Origin of the sequence: Acididesulfobacillus acetoxydans, assembly GCF_902729405.1 — a bacterium.
Classification (GTDB): Bacteria; Bacillota; Desulfitobacteriia; order Desulfitobacteriales; family Desulfitobacteriaceae; genus Acididesulfobacillus; species Acididesulfobacillus acetoxydans.
The window spans coordinates 1,019,441-1,036,209 of sequence record NZ_LR746496.1 but is presented as its reverse complement, the minus strand read 5'-3'; the positions used below and the strand labels follow the sequence as shown (position 1 = coordinate 1,036,209).

The following is a 16,769-nucleotide window of genomic DNA, read 5'->3' as shown; positions in this document are numbered from 1 at the left end:
TTGTGAAAAAGAACGTAAACCCGCGTAAACGGATAAAGGCCTTCTGGGGAACGCTTTTGAGCCTTGCCTTACTGTTGCAGATGTTGTCAGAACCCAGCTTCGCCCTGGCGTCACCCGCACCGGCAAATTTCAATCCCCCTTTAGCGGTTATCAATCAAAAACTGGACACCGTCGCCAGAGAAAAGGGGATACCGAGCGTCATCCTTAAAGCAATCGCTTTTGAGGAGAGCTCCTGGCGCCAGTTCGACAGTCAGGGAAATCCCCTCCTCGCCGGTCCGGCGGACCATCCCGCCATCGGATTGATGCAGGTAGCCAGTTACAATGGCTCGGATCAGGCGACGATTAACAAGCTGAAATACGATATAGACTTCAATATAGAAATGGGTGCCGATATCCTCAATCAAAAGTGGGAAATGGTCCCTAAAATAGGAGATGGGGATCGCAACAAGCTGGAGAATTGGTATTTTGCTCTCTGGGCCTATAACTGCTGGACCGGAAAAAACAATCCCAACGAGGCACTGCTTCCGGCCCCTCTTCCCGGCCCGGTCCCTTCTTCCACCCCACCCTCGAACCCCTCTCCATCCTCCTCCTCCCCCGCGACCTCCTCAACTTCGGGGGCATCCTCTTCAACTTCGGGATCATCCTCTCCCTCTTCATTCTCCGACTCATCCCCCACTCCCTCGGACTCGTCTTCCGCTCCTTCGGGCCCGCCCTCTCCTCCCCCCTCCTCGCAGGGCCCAACTCTCCCGGTCTACCAGGATAGGATTCTCAATCTTCTGGCTCATCCGCCCGGCTGGCTGAGCCAATATATACAACCCGTGGACGTTACGCCCGTTCCTTCGTCTGCTCTGCCCCAAGACGGGATCCCTTCCGCCTCGGTTGTTTGGCCAACTCCGCAGCCTTTTCACCTGGGCGATTTGGGGACGCCGGCTCCGGCACCGCCTACACGTACGTCCCTGGTTCGTATAGCCGGTTCGGATCGCGTGGCCACCGCGGTCAATCAAGCTCTCTTAGGCTGGCCGCAAGGGGCCCCGGCCGTCGTCCTGGCCCGCTCCGACGACTATCCGGATGCCCTGGCAGGGGTTCCTTTAGCCGCCAAGCTGGATGCACCGATTCTCCTCACCGCCCCTAAGGGACTGGATAAGCGGGTGCAAACCGCTCTCAAAACCTTGCATCCGAACACAGTATATCTCTTGGGAGGAGAAGGAGCCTTAAGCCCTCAAGTCAGCACCGACCTCACCGCTCTCGGTTGGAATAAGACAAAACAAGTCCGGCTGGGCGGCGTAAACCGCTATGCGACGGCCGCCATCGTCGCCCAGAACCTCATGGGCGCGGAGCAACCCCATGCGGTCGCCCTCGCCACCGGCGAAAACTTTCCCGATGCTCTGAGCATCGCTTCCGTAGCCGGGCAGCAAAAAATGCCGGTTCTGCTGACCGAAACCTCGCACATCCCCGCCGAGACATTGCAGGCTCTGCGTGCGCTGAAACCTTCCCTCATTTATCTCATCGGCGGGAGCGGTGTCATCTCCCCTGCGGTCAGCGAGGAAATCGCCGCTGCGCTAAAGCCTGCGGCCGTCCGCATCACACGTCTGGCCGGGCCCTCCCGCTATGACACGATGGCAGCCGTGGGAAATGCCTTTGGCCAAAATATTCAAGGCCTTTCTTTTGCCACCGGCGAAGATTTCCCCAATGCTTTGACCGGAGCCGCCTTGGCCGCACATATGAATGAAACCCTGGTCCTGGTACCAGATTCCTCATTGGATAACTACCCCGGGCTGAAGGATTTCATTGCCCGACATTTGTCCTCCTGTCGGCTCCGGCCCTATCTGTTCGGCAACGTACGGGCCCTTTCTCCTCAAGTCGAAAGTGAATTAAATGAGATGCCCTAAGGGCCTATTCGCATTAAACCCCCACACTATGATAAAATACGACAGTGAGGCCGTTTGAGTTAGGAGGAGCAAACCTTATGAGTTTCGCCAGGCCCCTATCTGCCAAATCGAATAAACCAACCCCCTTCATTCTGGGAGCCCTGGCCTTTGTCCTTTTCCTGACCAAAATCTATGTCGTTCTAAGTGCTTTTGGCTTGATCACGCGACTTCAAGCCCAAAGCCGTTTCTTCGGTACGGCCGGTGTGCTCCTCATCCTTTGCTCTGTTGCTTTCTTGCTTAAGGGCCGGGGCCGCGGGCTCTATCTTTTGGCCGCAGACCTCCTGGTCACCGTCGTCTCCTTCTTCGATTTGCTCTTCTTGAGACATTTCGACGATATTATCACTCTGTGCACCTTTGTGACCGCCTGGCAGGACCTCACCGGGACAACCGCTTGGTGGTCTCTGCTGCGACCGCAAGACATTTTCCTCATCGTCGACTTTTTCTTTCTGGTCCCGGCCGCACTCCGCTTCCGCTCCTCCCGCGAACCCGCTGCCCACCCCGCTGACTCCCGGCCGTCCTCCAAACACCGGGCCTTGTTCTACAGGGCAGGAGGTTTTGTGCTGGCCTTAGGTCTCGGCTTACTGGCTTTAAACCGGGCTTCAACCATGCTGGAAAAAGATCAGCCCGGGATCGCCCGCACCCTCTATTCCAAGCTCTACATCGCCCAAAGCATCGGCAATCTGGACTTCCACGTCCTGGACGCTCGGCGCGCTTGGCAAATCCGTCTGCACACACCCCCTCTCACGCCCCAAAAGGGTCTGGCCCTGCAGCAGTGGTTCAAAGCGACCCATCCTCCGTCCCAACATAACAACGTGCCCCCGGCCTTGGGCGTAGCAAAAGGAAAAAACTTGATCATCATTCAGGTCGAGTCTTTGCAACAATTCGTCATCGGCAAGAAAATTGACGGCAAGGAGATCACCCCCAATCTCAATCGTCTTATCAAGAACAGCTACTACTTTGACCACTATTATGGCGAAACTTGGAACGGCGGTACCGCCGACGCGGAGTTCATGGCCAATGTGTCTCAATATCCGGTCTCCAAAGGAAGTGCTTTCATTGACTATCCCATGAACCATTACACGAGTATTGGTTCCACCTTCGCCGCCGCAGGGTATACCACAACCGCGATCGAGGCTAACCTGCCCGGATTTTGGGGTATGGATTTAATGGCTCCCGCCCTGGGATTTCAGCAAGTCATGGACTCCGACGACTTTAAGCCCGGCCGGAATATCGGTCTCGGCTTAGCCGACCCGGATATGTTTCAACAAGGCGCGGCAAGGCTTGAACAACTGAAACAGCCCTTCTACTCCTTCTTTGTCACCCTCTCCAGCCATTATCCTTTTGAGCTTCCGCCAAAAGATCGCACCCTCCAAGTAGCTCCTTATCGGCACACCCTGTTCGGGCATTATCTGCAAGCCGTCCATTATACGGATCAAGCCATCGGCTCTTTTCTGGATCGTCTGCAAAAAGACGGTTTACTGGCCAATTCCGTCGTAGTGATCTACGGCGATCACCCCGCCCCGCTCCCGCGCCACGACACCCAGCTGAGCAGCTTTCTCGGCTATGGCGCCAAAGGAATAGACGACTATCACTGGCAGGAGATGCAAAAAATCCCCCTTATCATTCACCTTCCGGTGGGCGTCGACCATGGAATCGAGCATACGGTCGGCGGACCGGTCGACCTCTTTCCCACTCTTCTCGGCCTTTTCGGTCAGGATGCCAGCCATTACCCCCTCATCGGCCATGACCTTTTTCATTCTCCGCTGGCCGGGTTGGCCATCTCCCGCAACGGGGTTGTCTACGAAAAGGGGAAACTCTACAATGTTTACGGCCGGACGGTGTATCAAATGGGAACCGGGAAAGTCCTTCCCTGGTCGGATTCCAACCCGGCCCTGAAACTCTATAACACCTATCTTAATAATACAGATTTGATTTTTCAGCACGATTTGCAGCAAAAGTTACTTCACGCACCCTGACCCATCCCGCATATGAATACCAAACCTTTTTTCGTCAAAGAATAAGTCACGAATCCAGAGTGAGTAAATCCGAAGTGAAGTTAACGAAGTTAACGAAGTCAGCCAGGTTAGCCTTATGGAGTAAAGGAAATCTCATGCCTAATGGAGGGGTAAAAGAAATCAAAACTTTACTAAGGAAGTGATTTTATGGCTTTGCTCGGTAACCCTTACCTTGCCAACATGCCCAAACAGTTATCCGCCGACGAATTGGCTCAGGCTCTGCGCGTAGACATTGCCGGGGAATACGAGGCCATCATCGGTTATGAAGCACACGCTCTAGCCACCACTGACGAAAGGGCCAAGAAAATTCTCTGCCATATCGCGGACGAAGAAAGACAACATGTGGGAGAGTTACAACAATTGCTCTCTATCTTGAGCCCCAAAGACGCCGAGTTTACGGAAAAAGGAAAACAAGCTGTGCAGCAACAGCAATCACAAAACTTCCAATCCCCGATGCAGTGAAGGCCCCCGCCAACTGAACCGTCACCTTGCGAGCTTTCCTCGAACGACCGTCCCCTTTCCGCTCTCCCTGTGGTAAAATGATATCGGATTGGACCGTGTGTCCTTTGCCGGATTACCCATTGAGGAGCTGACGCCGGATGTCTGGCATCTTTGCTAAAATTGCCGAGGAGAAAATTCGGGAGGCCATTAGAAACGGCGAATTTGACAATTTGCCGGCACGGGGTAAACCCATCAACCTTGACGACTGGGCCAGCCTTCCGGTGGAGATACGCCTCGGCTACACGTTGTTAAAGAATACCGGGTATGCGCCTGAAGAAGTGCAACTGTTAAAGGAAATCGCAGAATTGCGCGAGCAGTTAACCGTTTGTCCCGATCACGACGAGAAAAAGCGCATCCGCCAGAAACTCCGAGAGCTTGAGACAAGATATAACTTAGCCATGGAACTGAGAAAACGCAAAAAATAAGCAGGGTTGCCGGCGGCGACCCTGTCACGCTTTTTCGTGTATCTCCGGCAGTATCCCTAAACCGTTACAGAAACGCAGCCGAAAACCTGCGATGCCAATTGGGGAGTGAAATCGGTTTGTGCGGCAGCCAACAGGCTGGCATGTTCTGAATCTCCCCGTGGCTAAAGCGGCTAAAGCCAGGGGCATGCGACTAAGACGCTCGGTCATCAGCCGGGGATATCGTCAGCCGGGGATATCGTCAGCCGGGGATGTCGTCAGCCGGGGATGTCGTCAGCCGGGGATGTCGTCAGCCGGGGATGTCGTCAGCCGGGGATGTCGTCAGCCGGGGATCTTGGCGTGAAGTTCTGCCAGCAAGATCTTCAGTTCTTCCCGCTCTTCCCGTGCCAGAGCGAGTTCTTCTTTAACAATGCCCAATTCCGCCATCACAGCATCATGGGTTTCCTGGTCTCTTGCTTGTGCGGCCCGGCCGATGACATTTTGTCCGACCATCAGCAGAGGCAAAGCCCAAAGTTGCACCCAGCCGGACCAATAGAAGAACGAATATTCATACGGTTTAAGTGCCGGAATAAGTGGCAGCAGCCCGTAAACAAAAAAAGCGTAGAACATCCACATTGTACCGAAAATCAAAGTCGACCGTTCGGCCACAAGGTCGTTGACCCAGGCAATTTTATTAGCCAAGCCCCCCTTCCTCATTTCCCCCTTGCTCCCGTCTTCCTCTTTCATTTCCCATACCCCTCCCTCACTTTCTCACTTTGATTTCCTGTCCGACTTGATGCGTCCTTTTTCACTCGACCATTCGACATGTCTTCTTTCACTTCCTGCTTTAAGAGAGATTCATGAACCTAAAAAATCCGAAAGCCCTAGCGTTACAATGCCCGTCCCGGCAGCCCGAACCCGGCAGTCACCCGGTGTTTTCTGAGGGAATTCACTTTCTCGGTATGCCAGTATGGATCTATAACCGGTACAAACCACCGTGATATTTTGGCCTCTGCCGCTTAAAAGTCAGCAAAATGCCCGAAAGACCCAGAATTTTATGTTGCCTTTTCGCGTATGCTTTAGAAAACAGTCATGTACTCCGCTGCCGGGTGCAAGCGGGACACCCGATTGACGTATCCGAGAAGCCATGATACTGTCCGGTTCGCCCCGAAAATCGAGGAGGGATCGTATGTTGGAACTCGGCCGTTTAGAGCGCCAATGCCCAGTCTGCAAAGGCCAGGGCCGTATGGAGAACCCTAATTGGGCCCAGTTCTGGCGGGTGCAGGAAAATATGAAGAACTCGTTCCGCACCCGGAATGCGGACGAGCCGTTAGACATTGCCGCGGAGATGCTACCGCCGGAGCCCTCCGAACCGATGTTTTTCCTCTGCCAAGAATGCCACGGCCGCGGCAAGCTGCTCACACCCGAAGGCGAAATATTGATCCGCTTCGTGCGGTTTTGGCTAAATCCCAACTACTAGCTCGCATTGCATTTGCGAACACTTGTCGTTGCGATACTCAAGTTTGCTCATGATAAGCGCCAAATAAAAACAGCCCCCCTGGCGGGAAAAGCTACTTTTTCGGAAACCCTTTGCGGTCGCTCACAGCGACCCAGTTATGCGGGCTGGGATGCTCATAATATCCCGGCCTTTACTGTTGTATACGGGTCTCGTTCTTCGCCAAGACTTTGGCTTTTTCCCCGAAGCGTGAAAACTTTCGCTGATTCTGGGAAAACTAGCTGTAAAAGGGAGATGAGCAAGTGGTAGAAAACTTTTGGCCGTCGGACTACGGCTTCGATTCTTTGGAAGAAATGAAAGACGCCAGCACTTCGGTCATTTATGACCATGGGGTTAATTACTATGTCACCCAGACTCCCAAAGGTTGGCTGGCTTGGATTGACCAAGATCCGCAGGAACCTCTCGGCCTATTCGAGAGCTTTCGTATCGCCCAGATGTTTCTGGTCGCTGCCTTTGAAGAAGCGGCCAAGCGTCAGATCCCCATTCGCCTGGTTTCCGAAATGCGTGGCACACTGGAGTGAGCGGCTGTGCTCGTTCCTCAAACGGCTTTTTCCGCTGGTTATCCACAGGGCCCGCACATTATTCTCACAGTTTTATCCACAGAATTGACAGCTTATCCACATACATATGCACATTTCGGCCGTTTTTCGCGCCCGTTTTGTTTGCCCGGGAGTCCGTCGGCCGAGCAACGAGTCATCAACAAATTCACCCCTTTGTTCAGAGACTTGCCGAGGTATGCGACCTTCCAGAAAACGGCCGACCCTAACATTTTACAGGTCGGCCGTTAAGTTCGCCGCGTCTCCGCAACCATCTCGAAACCATCTCGAAACCATCTCGAAACCATCTCGAAACTATCTCGCGTCTATTTAATGATCTCCGGGGGCCCATAGTTAACGCCGAAAGTGTCGACCGTCACCGTCTTCATTGTTTGCGGCTGCAAGGGCTTATCCGATCCGTCCCGGGGCACATTGGCAATCTGGTCCACCACATTCATCCCTTCAATCACTTTGCCGAAAGCCGCATATTGTCCGTCTAAGTACGGGGCATCCCCCACCATAATAAAGAACTGCGAACCCGCACTGTTGGGATTGTTGCTCCTGGCCATGGAAATCACACCGCGCGTATGTTTAAGGGGGTTGTCAAAACCATTGGCGGCAAATTCCCCCTTGATCGAGTACCCGGGGCCACCCATACCATTTCCTTTCGGGTCTCCTCCCTGAATCATAAATCCCGGAATGACCCGGTGAAAGATCAAACCGTCGTAAAAGCCTTTCTGAACCAGGGAAATAAAATTCTTAACCGTGTTCGGGGCGGTCTTAGGATAGAGTTCGATTTTGATAATACCCCCATTCTCCATTTCAATCGTTACGATCGGATCTTTGGTCTGGCTGCTTTCCACTTTGGTACCACCGCTTTCCGTTTTTTTAACCGTCTGCCCTGCTGCCGCCCCGGGGAATTGTTGTCCACAGCCGCCGAGCCCGGTCGTCAGAACTAAAGAAGCGAGCATCAAGCCCAGAATCCTGGAATACCTCATCGACCACCCTCCCCAACGGTAAAAAGCCTTCGGTAATTCCCGACGCCCCTCCGACTGCCCATAGACCGCTCCCCCGGACCGCCGAAGAGGACGTGAAGTTCCCCTGTTTCCCCTTATATTTTACCTTAAACCCGCGGGAAACTACAACCGAACTGCGTACCTAAAAGTCAATAGTTTGCTTGGGATTTCTCCCCATTCCTGCTTGCTGCCGCCGGGTTGCGTCGGAGAAAAGGCAAAAGTTAACAACGGGGTCAAAGGCTAACCGGTATTTGAAGAGGCGATGAATCTTCGCGGGGTTGGCCGAACCGGCAGGGAAACGCGGTCACGCACTTTCTCCCTATCCAGAAAGCGCGCAGCGTGACAGAGTGCGGATATCGATGGCAGCGTAAAGTTATCGTGAATAGCCGCAGGGGACCAGTGGGATGTGGCCGGCTCGTGAACGGTTCTTATTCTGCCCCAGTCAAGGAAAGATAATTCCGCCTGCAACTGGTGGCGATAGTTTCAGTTCTGCGCCGGCACCGTTTTGAAACAACGTTTGGATCTGCCTTCAAGGCCCGCCACCCCCCCGGAGCCGCTGCCTGCACCTTCAAACCAAAAGGCAGGGCCATCGACCCTGCCTGTACCGGCATCACGTATTCACGTTCCAGAAAGCCCTCGCCTAACTCCATTCCTTAAGAATCGTGCGCATAATCTTGCCGGATCGCGTCATGGGCAACTTCTCACGTTCCCGGACGACGATCGGGCCTTTAAAGTCAAACTTGCGGCGAATATATTCCTTGACCCCTTCTTGCAGGGTCTCAAAATCCACTTTCACACTGTCATCTAAGGAAAGGAAGATCCTCAACACCTGGCTTGCCGCAGGATCCTGCCGGTCGACACAGTCGGAAACGGCACCCGCTTCGACCACACCGGGGTACTCCAGAAGAGCAGATTCGATGAGAAAATAGCTGACAAATTGACGGTCCACAACAATCCCATCCCTTTGCCGACCGTCAATTAAGCCCATCTCCTCCTGTACAGCCCTTAAAGAACACACTCCCATCTTACACCCCACCTTAGATTTTATTTTCTGACATCATTATAGCGCCGGCCTCTCATGGGCCAAAGGAATTTTCCCTCAATTGCGAAAATCGAACCTCCAACGGTCGATTTTCCGTCGCTAAATGTTTCACAATCCTCAGTGCTCACCCTTCCCTTCGGAAAGACCGCTCAAGGGGAAAATTTCCTTTAAACCCATGATACCTTTTCCGAGCAGATTGGGTATAATGTAAGGTAGGTTTCAAATGTCGCAGTGTTATAGTGTAATCTTACCTTTGGTTATTAACCCGTATTGATTCGTATCAGGCTGGGGTTCACCCCATGTCTTTTCGGTTCGAGGATATGATGCAGGGATATTCGCTTTGATGAATGACTTAACGACTGGGAAGGAAGATGAAACTTTGTCATTACATATCCATTTTGTGGGGGTCAAGGGAACCGGCATGAGTGCCTTGGCCCAAGTTGCCGAAAAAGTGGACGGAGCAACCGTCACCGGTTCAGATGTGTCGGAAAGGTTTTTTACGGACAGTGTCTTGGAAAGGGCTCATATTTCCGTATTGCCTTTCGCCCCCGAAAATGTGGAAAAGGCCGATCTCCTCGTCGCCTCCGCGGCTTATACGGAAAAACACCCTGAAATTGCCCGAGCACGGGAACTCAATATTCCCGTCCTCACCTATCCGCAATATCTTGGGCGTTTGATGACTAAAAAACGCGGTATCGCCGTCTCCGGTACTCACGGCAAGACGACCACAACCGCCATGATAGCCTTGGTACTCATTCAAGCGGGCTTAGATCCCACCGTCATCGTCGGCAGCGATGTTCCCGGCATCGGCGGCAACGCCCGCGCCGGGCACGGAGATCTTTTTCTGGCGGAGTCTTGTGAATACCGCCGCCACTTCTTGAATTATTCCCCCGAGTTCTTGATTATCACCAATATGGAATTCGACCATCCCGATTATTTCACGGATTTGGCCGACGTCGTGCAGGCTTTTGCCACCTTCGCCGCCAAAGTCCCCCCTTACGGGCATATTTTTGTTCTGGACGAGGACCCCAACCGTGCGCTGATTCACGGTCAGGCCCCCGTCACGACCTTCGGCTTCACGCCGGAAGCGGATGTCAAGGCCACCGATATCACTTTCAAAAACCAGGGAAGTTCCATGAGAATCTTTATTCACGGTCAATACGCCGGGGATCTCGACCTGCACGTGTCGGGCCGGCATAACATTCTCAATGCCCTGGCCGCCATTGCCTTCTGTCAGGAGATTGGCGTTCCCGCAGCGGAAATATTCACCGGCCTGAGCACTTTCACCGGCACCAAACGTCGGTTTGAGCAACTGGGTATCCGCGACGGGGCCTTAATCATGGATGACTATGCCCATCACCCCACCGAGATCCGCAGCACCCTGGAAGGGGCTCGTCTTTCCTTCCCCGACCGCCGTATCCGGGCAATTTTCCAGCCCCATACGTTCAGCCGCACGGAAAAATTGCTGCGGGAGTTCTCAGAAGCCTTTCAAGCAGCCGATGAAGTGGTGGTCGCCGAAATCTTCGCCTCCGCCAGGGAACAGGATCTGCACACAATCTCGGCCGCGTCTTTGGCTGACCTGATTCAACAACAGGGAAAACAAGCCCGGTACATCGGAACCTTGGAAGACATCAAGAATTATCTTTCCCAGACCCTTTCCCCCGAGGACCTCGTCCTCACTTTGGGAGCGGGAGACATTTACAAGGTTGGCCAAGGTCTGGTCTGTTAGCCGGAAGCCAGTTGCCTCAGCACCGTCACCATCTCCGTCCAGGTCGCACAACGGGTAACCCCCGCCGGGAGTTTCCCCCGGTTGTAACTGGTCGTCAGCAGGAGCACCGGCACGCCCAGTGCGGAGATTCCCCGAGCGTTGGCCAGGTGGTCTTCGACAAAAGCCTCCAGTTGCCACTGCTTGACCAAATCCACCTTGCTTTTGAAGCCGCTGAAAAGAACGGTCTCATGAGGTATCTCATATTTCTCCAGCCACTTGAGGGTCACTTTCTCTTCTTCCGGACGCCGCGCCGTGACGAAGATTACTTCATGCCCTTCCCGGCGCAGGCTTTCGATCCCCTCTCTGGCACCCGGCACAGGTTTTGGCATGCTGAGAAGATGATCGACATTTTCAACGAAGAAATCATTCATGTCATCCCAGGGAACGTCAAACACTAAGTGCATCTCATAGTCTTCCAAGACTGTAATATTTTTGCCATAATGGCGGTTCAGCTCCTGCAACCAAGCAGGATAACTGTCTGACACCACTCCGTCAATATCCACCCCTATACGCATCCCTAAACCAGCCTCTCCAGTCGGGGCAGCTCCAGGCCGGGCGGCAGGCGGCGCTTATGCTCACTCGCCCGGTGCAGGGCTTCGATACGCTCCCGTACTTCCGCCTTAACCTCTCCCCCCAACAAATAACGGTCAAGCTCGTCGTAAGTAAGGCCCATTTCCTTTTCATCTGTTTGCCCGGCCCAAAGTCCCGCGGTGGGTGTCCTTGCGCAGATTTCGTCCGGAAGTCCCAAAGCTCGCGCCCAGACCCGCACCTCACTTTTTGTCAAGGAACTGATGGGCAGAATGTCCACCCCTCCGTCCCCGTACTTGGTAAAGTACCCGGTATAGCTTTCCGGAGCATTGTCTGTTCCGACTACCAAATAGTTTAAAGCATTAGCCACCGCGTAGAGAGTGGACATGCGCAGGCGCGCCTTTAAGTTTCCTTGACTGATACGGAGACCCCGTGCCTCCAAACCCGTCCCAGTCAGACTTGCCTCGACCTGGGTCATAATCAGCCGGTGGGCCTCATCCAATTCGACCTCTGCAGTGCGCAGGCCATGAGTTTTGGCCACAAGCAAGGCATCCTCGCGGTCCCGGGGATTAGACTGGGCCGGCATAATTACCGCCAAGGAATGCTCAGGAAAAGCCCTTTTGCACAACCCGGCTACGACGGCCGAATCAACACCGCCGGATACTCCGACGAGCAGCCCTTGCGCTCCGGCTAGCAGGGCCTGCTCCCGCAGCCACTCCACTGCCCTCTGAATGCGGCTTTGGATTTCTTCGTCTGTCCACATTGCTAAAAAATCCCTCCCTTTGTTCACTGAAACTTAGTTCCCGAATATTGGCTCCGGTGCTTACTGTCACGACATTCCTGCCGGCGCTTTAACCCTCGCGTTCCTCCAGCCCTAAATTAACCTCGCGCAAGAGCTTCTGTTTCAAATCGTAAAGCCCGGCCGAGAGATCGACGATATAGCGGTGGGGATTGGCCAGCCGTTTGACTTCCCCCCAAAGTGTATCCAATTCCCTTGCGGCATATTTCTGAATCTCCGTCAGCTCCGGCAGGGAATAAACCCGCCGGCCGCCGCGAAATACGGGGACCAGGAGCTCCCGCGTCCGAAAATCCTCCAGGGTCTTCCGCTTCCAAGTTTGAACCGGGTCAAAGATGGTTAAGGCGGGGCTGTTAAACTCCTCCTCCTCCAAAGCGATAAGGTCGGCCAGGGCTTTTCCCTCCCGGTTATAGAAACGAACCACTTTCTTGATCCCCGGGTTAGTAATCTTGGCTGTGTTTTCAGATACTTTCAGTCGGGGAGTGAAAATTCCCTTCTCCCCTTCTGCCGCCAGTTTATAAACCCCACCCAAAGAAGGCGCATCCTTGGAGGTAATGAGATGGGTTCCGACGCCCCAAGCATCGATGGCCGCTCCTTGGCCCCGGATGGCCCAGATTGTTTCCTCATCCAAATCGTTGGAACCCACGATGATGGCCTGTTTAAGCCCCGCCTCATCCAGCATTCTCCTGGCTTGCCGTGACAAGTAGGCCAGGTCCCCGCTGTCGATCCTGATGCCCAGAAAACGGTGGCCTTCCTTTTCCAATTCCAATCCCACTTTAATCGCATTGGGCACACCGGACTTAAGGACATTGTAGGTGTCCACCAGTAGCAGGCATTGGTCCGGGAACGTCTTGGCATAGGCCCGAAAAGCCTCCAATTCCGAAGAAAAGCATTGAATCCAACTGTGCGCCTGAGTACCGGAAACGGGAATTCCGTAACGTTCACCGGCCAGCACATTGGACGTTGACTTCACTCCGCCGATAAAAGCGGCCCGGGCACCAAAAGTGCCGGCATCGGGACCCTGAGCGCGGCGCAGGCCGAACTCCATCACCGCCCCCCCTTGCGTCGCTGCCACAACCCTGGACGCTTTGGTGGCAATAAGGGTTTCAAAATTGACGAGGTTCAGAAGAGCCGTCTCTAAGAGCTGGGCTTCGAAAATCCGGCCTTTAACCCGGACCAGCGGTTCGTAAGGGAAGACCACACTTCCTTCCGGCACCGCGTCTATATCCCCCGTAAAACGAAACTGCCGCAGTTCAGCCAGAAAATCTTTCTGAAACAAATTCAAACTGCTCAAGTATTTAAGGTCGTCCTCGTCAAAATGCAAGTTTTCTATATAGCCGACAACTTGCTCCAACCCGGCTGCCAGTGCATAACCGCTTCCCGGCGGAAGGGTACGGAAAAAGAGATCAAATACTGCCTCCTTCTCCCAGCAGCCGTTGGCCCGATACCCCTGCATCATTGTCAATTGATAAAGATCCGTCAACATCGTCAAGTTCCGCACATTCGAGCCCCATTTCCATCTGAGTGTTATTCACTGCCGTTCTCTGTGATATTATATACTGCTATCCGCCGCTATTCACCGTTCTCCCCTGTTATCCACAAACTTATCCACATTATGCACAGGTATTCCACAGGAAGCCGGAATTACCGGAGCAATTCGGCCAGGATCTCCCGGCTTCGGGCAATTCCCGCGGCCACGGCTTCGGGAGCGGGTCCTCCGGTGAGACCTCGGGCGCGCACACAGTGCTCGATACCGATGGTTTGAAACAAATCCGGCTCGAACACCTCCGAGAATTCCCGGAACTGCGCCGCCGTCAGATCCTCCAGAGCGAGCCCGCGCTTGCTGCAATAAAGGACGATCCTGCCGACCAATTCATGGGCTTGCCGAAAGGGCACCCCTTTCTTGGCCAAATAATCGGCCAGATCCGTGGCATTGGTAAAGCCCTGTCTCGCTGCCCGGGCCATGGCTTGCTTGTCGACCTGCATCGTGCCGAGCATCGGTTCGACGACCGAGAGGGATTTCTTCACGGTATCTACAGCATCAAACACACTTTCTTTATCTTCCTGCATGTCTTTGTTGTAGGCCAAAGGCAAGCCTTTCATCACAGTCAGCAGGGCCATCAAGTCACCATAAACCCGGCCCGTTTTCCCCCGGACCAGTTCCGCCACGTCGGGGTTTTTCTTTTGCGGCATAATACTCGAGCCGGTGCTGTAACCGTCATCCATCACCACAAAACGAAATTCCCCGCTCGACCAGAGGACAAGCTCCTCGCACAAGCGGCTCAGATGCATCATTAAAATGGATGCCGCGCCGAGAAACTCCAGGGCAAAGTCCCGGTCGCTCACCCCGTCCAGACTGTTCAAAGTTACCCCTGCAAAACCGAGTTCCTCCGCCACAGCTTCACGTTGTAAGGGAAAAGTAGTTCCGGCCAAAGCCCCCGAGCCAAGCGGAGAAAAGTTCAGCCGCCGGCGCGTATCTCTTAGGCGCCCCAAATCGCGCAAAAACATTTGCACATAGGCTGTTAAATGATGTCCGAAACTGATGGGTTGGGCTTTTTGCAAATGCGTGTAACCGGGCATCCAGGTCTCCTTGTGCTTTTCCGCCAATTCCAAGAGCGTGCGCAATAGGCGTACCAGCAAGTCCTTCGTTGCGTCGATTTCTTCTCTCAGAAAAAGACGCAAATCCAGAGCCACCTGGTCATTGCGGCTGCGGGCCGTATGCAGCTTTTTTCCCACCGTTCCGACCCGTTCCGTCAGCAGCTTTTCAATATTCATGTGGATGTCTTCGGCCCCTGTTTCAAACTCCACCCGGCCGGCCTCAATGTCTGCCAGAAGCCCGTCCAAACCCCGAAGCAGAATCTCCGCCTCTTGCCGGGACAAAACCCCTATCCTGCCCAGCATGCGCGCGTGGGCCATGCTGCCCTGGATATCCTGCTTGTAAAGCCGCCGGTCAAAGGCTATGGAAGAATGAAAATCCTCCACCAAAGCATCCGTGTCTTTTTCGAAACGGCCACCCCATAATTTCATAATCGTCAGGGCCGGTATCCTTACCTCAGATCCAGACCCTTCCTCCTTCCTCTTTTAACCCGCAGGGGAAAAAGACCGCGCGTTGTTTTAATTCTAACCAGGGGCGAAACCCCTGTCAAATAGGAGCCGGCCAACCCACGTCAGTGTCGTACACCCGGTCACTCCAAGAGCGCAACCGGCTTCGAGAGGCGCAGGTGAACGGTCTGTTGAGTGAACTCGTTTCGCCGAAGCCGCCTATCCCCAAATTATACTTCGCGGCGAAGGCGTCATTGTCCGGTGGACAATGACGCCCCAAGGCTGAGTCTACCCCCAGCGCAGCGGAGTACGGGGCGCCGCTCCCACTTGCAGAAGTGGGAGTCCAACGATTGGGTAAAAAGTAAGAAAAGCATCCTCACGGATGCTTTTCACAGGGGCGACACAAGCCCGATTGACTGGCACATGTCAAACAAACTCCCGAAAAATCAACGCAAACCGGTCTTTTTCTCCATTAGCGCCTTCACTTTCAGGGGAAGTCCAAAAAGATTGATGAACCCTTCGGCATCTTTTTGATTATAGACCCCATCCCGGCCAAAAGTTGCGAATTCTTCGTCATACAGGGAATAGGGGGACTTGACACCCGTAACCGTGCAACTTCCTTTGTAGAGTTTGAGGCGCACCGTTCCGCTGACGTTTTTCTGCGTCGCGTCCACAAAAGCGGCCAGGGCCTCCCGCAGCGGAGAATACCAAAGCCCGTCGTAAACCAGCTCGGCGTAGCGAAGAGCGACTTGTTCTTTGTAGTGATAAGTGGTCCGGTCCAGGGTCAACTGTTCCAGGGCTTGATGTGCTTGATAGAGAATGGTCCCGCCCGGCGTCTCATAAACCCCGCGCGACTTCATCCCAACCAGGCGGTTTTCCACCATATCCACAATACCCACCCCGTTCTTGCCGCCCATCTCATTAAGTGCGGCGAGCAAGGCGACCGGGGCTGTTTCTTCCCCGTTCAAAGTCCGGGGAATGCCCTCTTTGAAACCCAGCTCCAAATGGGTGGGTTCATCCGGCGCGTCCTCGGGCGCCGCGCCCAGCAGATACAGGTCCCGTTTCGGCTCATTCCAGGGATCCTCCAGATCTCCGCCCTCATGGCTGAGATGCCAAAGATTACGATCCATGCTGTAGGGGCGTTCCTTGTTCACGGGAATGGCAATCCCCCTCGCCGCCGCGTAATCGATGGCGTCTTCCCGGGATTTGATATCCCAAAGCCGCCAAGGCGCTATGATTTCCAGGTCGGGATTGAGTGCCTTGACACTGAGCTCGAAACGCACCTGGTCATTTCCTTTGCCCGTGGCCCCATGAGCAATGGCCACTGCTCCTTCTTTTTCGGCAATTTCCACCAGACGGCGGGCAATCAGCGGCCGGGCAAAAGATGTGCCGAGGAGGTATTTCCCTTCATATACGGCACCTGCCTTTAAAGTCGGATAAATGAAGTCCGTGACAAACTCTTCTTGGAGATTTTCAATGTATATTTTGCTCGCTCCGGTTTTAATCGCCTTTTCCTTCAGCGGAGCCAATTCCTCACCCTGGCCCAAATCAGCCGCCATGGCGATAACCTCGCAGCCGTAGTTTTCTTTAAGCCAGGGAATAATAACGGAAGTATCCAGTCCCCCCGAATATGCCAGCACTACCTTTTTCACAGGTCTTTCCTCCTCAAAATGGCATAAG

General features: G+C 54.0%; 16 protein-coding genes. 8 read left to right on the top strand and 8 right to left on the bottom strand.

Annotated elements, in window-relative coordinates:
* Positions 1 to 2: 2 nt before the first annotated feature.
* The 5 genes from MNU25_RS04615 (at position 3) to MNU25_RS04595 (ending at position 5,209) form a co-directional block, all read left to right on the top strand.
* Positions 3 to 1,889 carry a cell wall-binding repeat-containing protein gene (locus MNU25_RS04615; protein ID WP_240983992.1) on the top strand — a complete coding sequence of 629 codons (1,887 nt, stop codon included), beginning with the start codon at positions 3 to 5 and terminating at the stop codon, positions 1,887 to 1,889.
* A gap of 77 nt (positions 1,890 to 1,966) precedes the next feature.
* A complete protein-coding gene (locus MNU25_RS04610; protein WP_240983991.1) occupies positions 1,967 to 3,904 on the top strand; it encodes an LTA synthase family protein in 1,938 nt (645 codons plus the stop codon).
* Positions 3,905 to 4,090: 186 nt separating this feature from the next.
* Positions 4,091 to 4,405 (top strand): demethoxyubiquinone hydroxylase family protein, encoded by a 315-nt coding sequence (locus MNU25_RS04605; RefSeq protein WP_240983990.1) that lies wholly within the window; start codon positions 4,091 to 4,093, stop codon positions 4,403 to 4,405.
* Positions 4,406 to 4,542: 137 nt separating this feature from the next.
* Entirely contained in the window at positions 4,543 to 4,869 is a 327-nt protein-coding gene (locus MNU25_RS04600; protein ID WP_240983989.1) for a DnaJ family domain-containing protein, read from the top strand.
* A gap of 118 nt (positions 4,870 to 4,987) precedes the next feature.
* Entirely contained in the window at positions 4,988 to 5,209 is a 222-nt protein-coding gene (locus MNU25_RS04595; RefSeq protein ID WP_240983988.1) for a hypothetical protein, read from the top strand.
* Here the strand turns inward: MNU25_RS04595 and MNU25_RS04590 are convergent.
* Positions 5,188 to 5,592 (bottom strand): hypothetical protein, encoded by a 405-nt coding sequence (locus MNU25_RS04590; protein ID WP_240983987.1) that lies wholly within the window; start codon positions 5,590 to 5,592, stop codon positions 5,188 to 5,190. The two genes, MNU25_RS04595 and MNU25_RS04590, sit on opposite strands and share 22 nt — an antisense overlap.
* 442 nt (positions 5,593 to 6,034) lie before the next feature.
* On the opposite strand from MNU25_RS04590, the gene MNU25_RS04585 reads away from it, so the two are divergent.
* Together MNU25_RS04585 and MNU25_RS04580 are read left to right on the top strand one after the other, a co-directional pair.
* On the top strand, positions 6,035 to 6,325 hold the full coding sequence (locus tag MNU25_RS04585; RefSeq protein ID WP_240983986.1) for a hypothetical protein: 291 nt from the start codon (positions 6,035 to 6,037) through the stop codon (positions 6,323 to 6,325).
* A 278-nt stretch (positions 6,326 to 6,603) separates the two neighbouring features.
* The gene (locus MNU25_RS04580; RefSeq protein ID WP_240983985.1) at positions 6,604 to 6,882 is read left to right on the top strand and encodes a hypothetical protein; all 279 of its coding nucleotides are present in this window, start codon (positions 6,604 to 6,606) and stop codon (positions 6,880 to 6,882) included.
* 341 nt (positions 6,883 to 7,223) lie between these two features.
* Here the strand turns inward: MNU25_RS04580 and MNU25_RS04575 are convergent, their stop codons facing one another.
* Together MNU25_RS04575 and MNU25_RS04570 are read right to left on the bottom strand one after the other, a co-directional pair.
* A complete protein-coding gene (locus tag MNU25_RS04575; protein WP_240986726.1) occupies positions 7,224 to 7,718 on the bottom strand; it encodes a peptidylprolyl isomerase in 495 nt (164 codons plus the stop codon).
* 835 nt (positions 7,719 to 8,553) lie between these two features.
* Positions 8,554 to 8,937 (bottom strand): AMP-binding enzyme, encoded by a 384-nt coding sequence (locus MNU25_RS04570; RefSeq protein ID WP_240983984.1) that lies wholly within the window; start codon positions 8,935 to 8,937, stop codon positions 8,554 to 8,556.
* 397 nt (positions 8,938 to 9,334) lie between these two features.
* Here MNU25_RS04570 and murC point away from each other — a divergent pair, with 397 nt between their 5' ends.
* On the top strand, positions 9,335 to 10,684 hold the full coding sequence (murC, locus tag MNU25_RS04565; RefSeq protein ID WP_240983983.1) for a UDP-N-acetylmuramate--L-alanine ligase: 1,350 nt from the start codon (positions 9,335 to 9,337) through the stop codon (positions 10,682 to 10,684).
* Here the strand turns inward: murC and MNU25_RS04560 are convergent.
* The 5 genes from MNU25_RS04560 to MNU25_RS04540 form a co-directional block, all read right to left on the bottom strand.
* Positions 10,681 to 11,238 (bottom strand): 5' nucleotidase, NT5C type, encoded by a 558-nt coding sequence (locus MNU25_RS04560; RefSeq protein ID WP_240983982.1) that lies wholly within the window; start codon positions 11,236 to 11,238, stop codon positions 10,681 to 10,683. The genes murC and MNU25_RS04560 overlap by 4 nt on opposite strands.
* 2 nt (positions 11,239 to 11,240) lie before the next feature.
* Positions 11,241 to 12,014, bottom strand: coding sequence for an NAD(+) synthase (nadE, locus tag MNU25_RS04555; protein ID WP_240983981.1), 774 nt, complete (start codon positions 12,012 to 12,014; stop codon positions 11,241 to 11,243).
* Between the two features lie 88 nt (positions 12,015 to 12,102).
* Entirely contained in the window at positions 12,103 to 13,548 is a 1,446-nt protein-coding gene (locus MNU25_RS04550; protein WP_240983980.1) for a nicotinate phosphoribosyltransferase, read from the bottom strand.
* Between the two features lie 143 nt (positions 13,549 to 13,691).
* Complete coding sequence (gene argH / locus MNU25_RS04545) at positions 13,692 to 15,074, bottom strand: argininosuccinate lyase (RefSeq protein ID WP_240983979.1); 1,383 nt, start codon at positions 15,072 to 15,074, stop codon at positions 13,692 to 13,694.
* 461 nt (positions 15,075 to 15,535) lie between these two features.
* Entirely contained in the window at positions 15,536 to 16,741 is a 1,206-nt protein-coding gene (locus MNU25_RS04540) for an argininosuccinate synthase (RefSeq protein WP_240983978.1), read from the bottom strand.
* Positions 16,742 to 16,769: the final 28 nt, after the last annotated feature.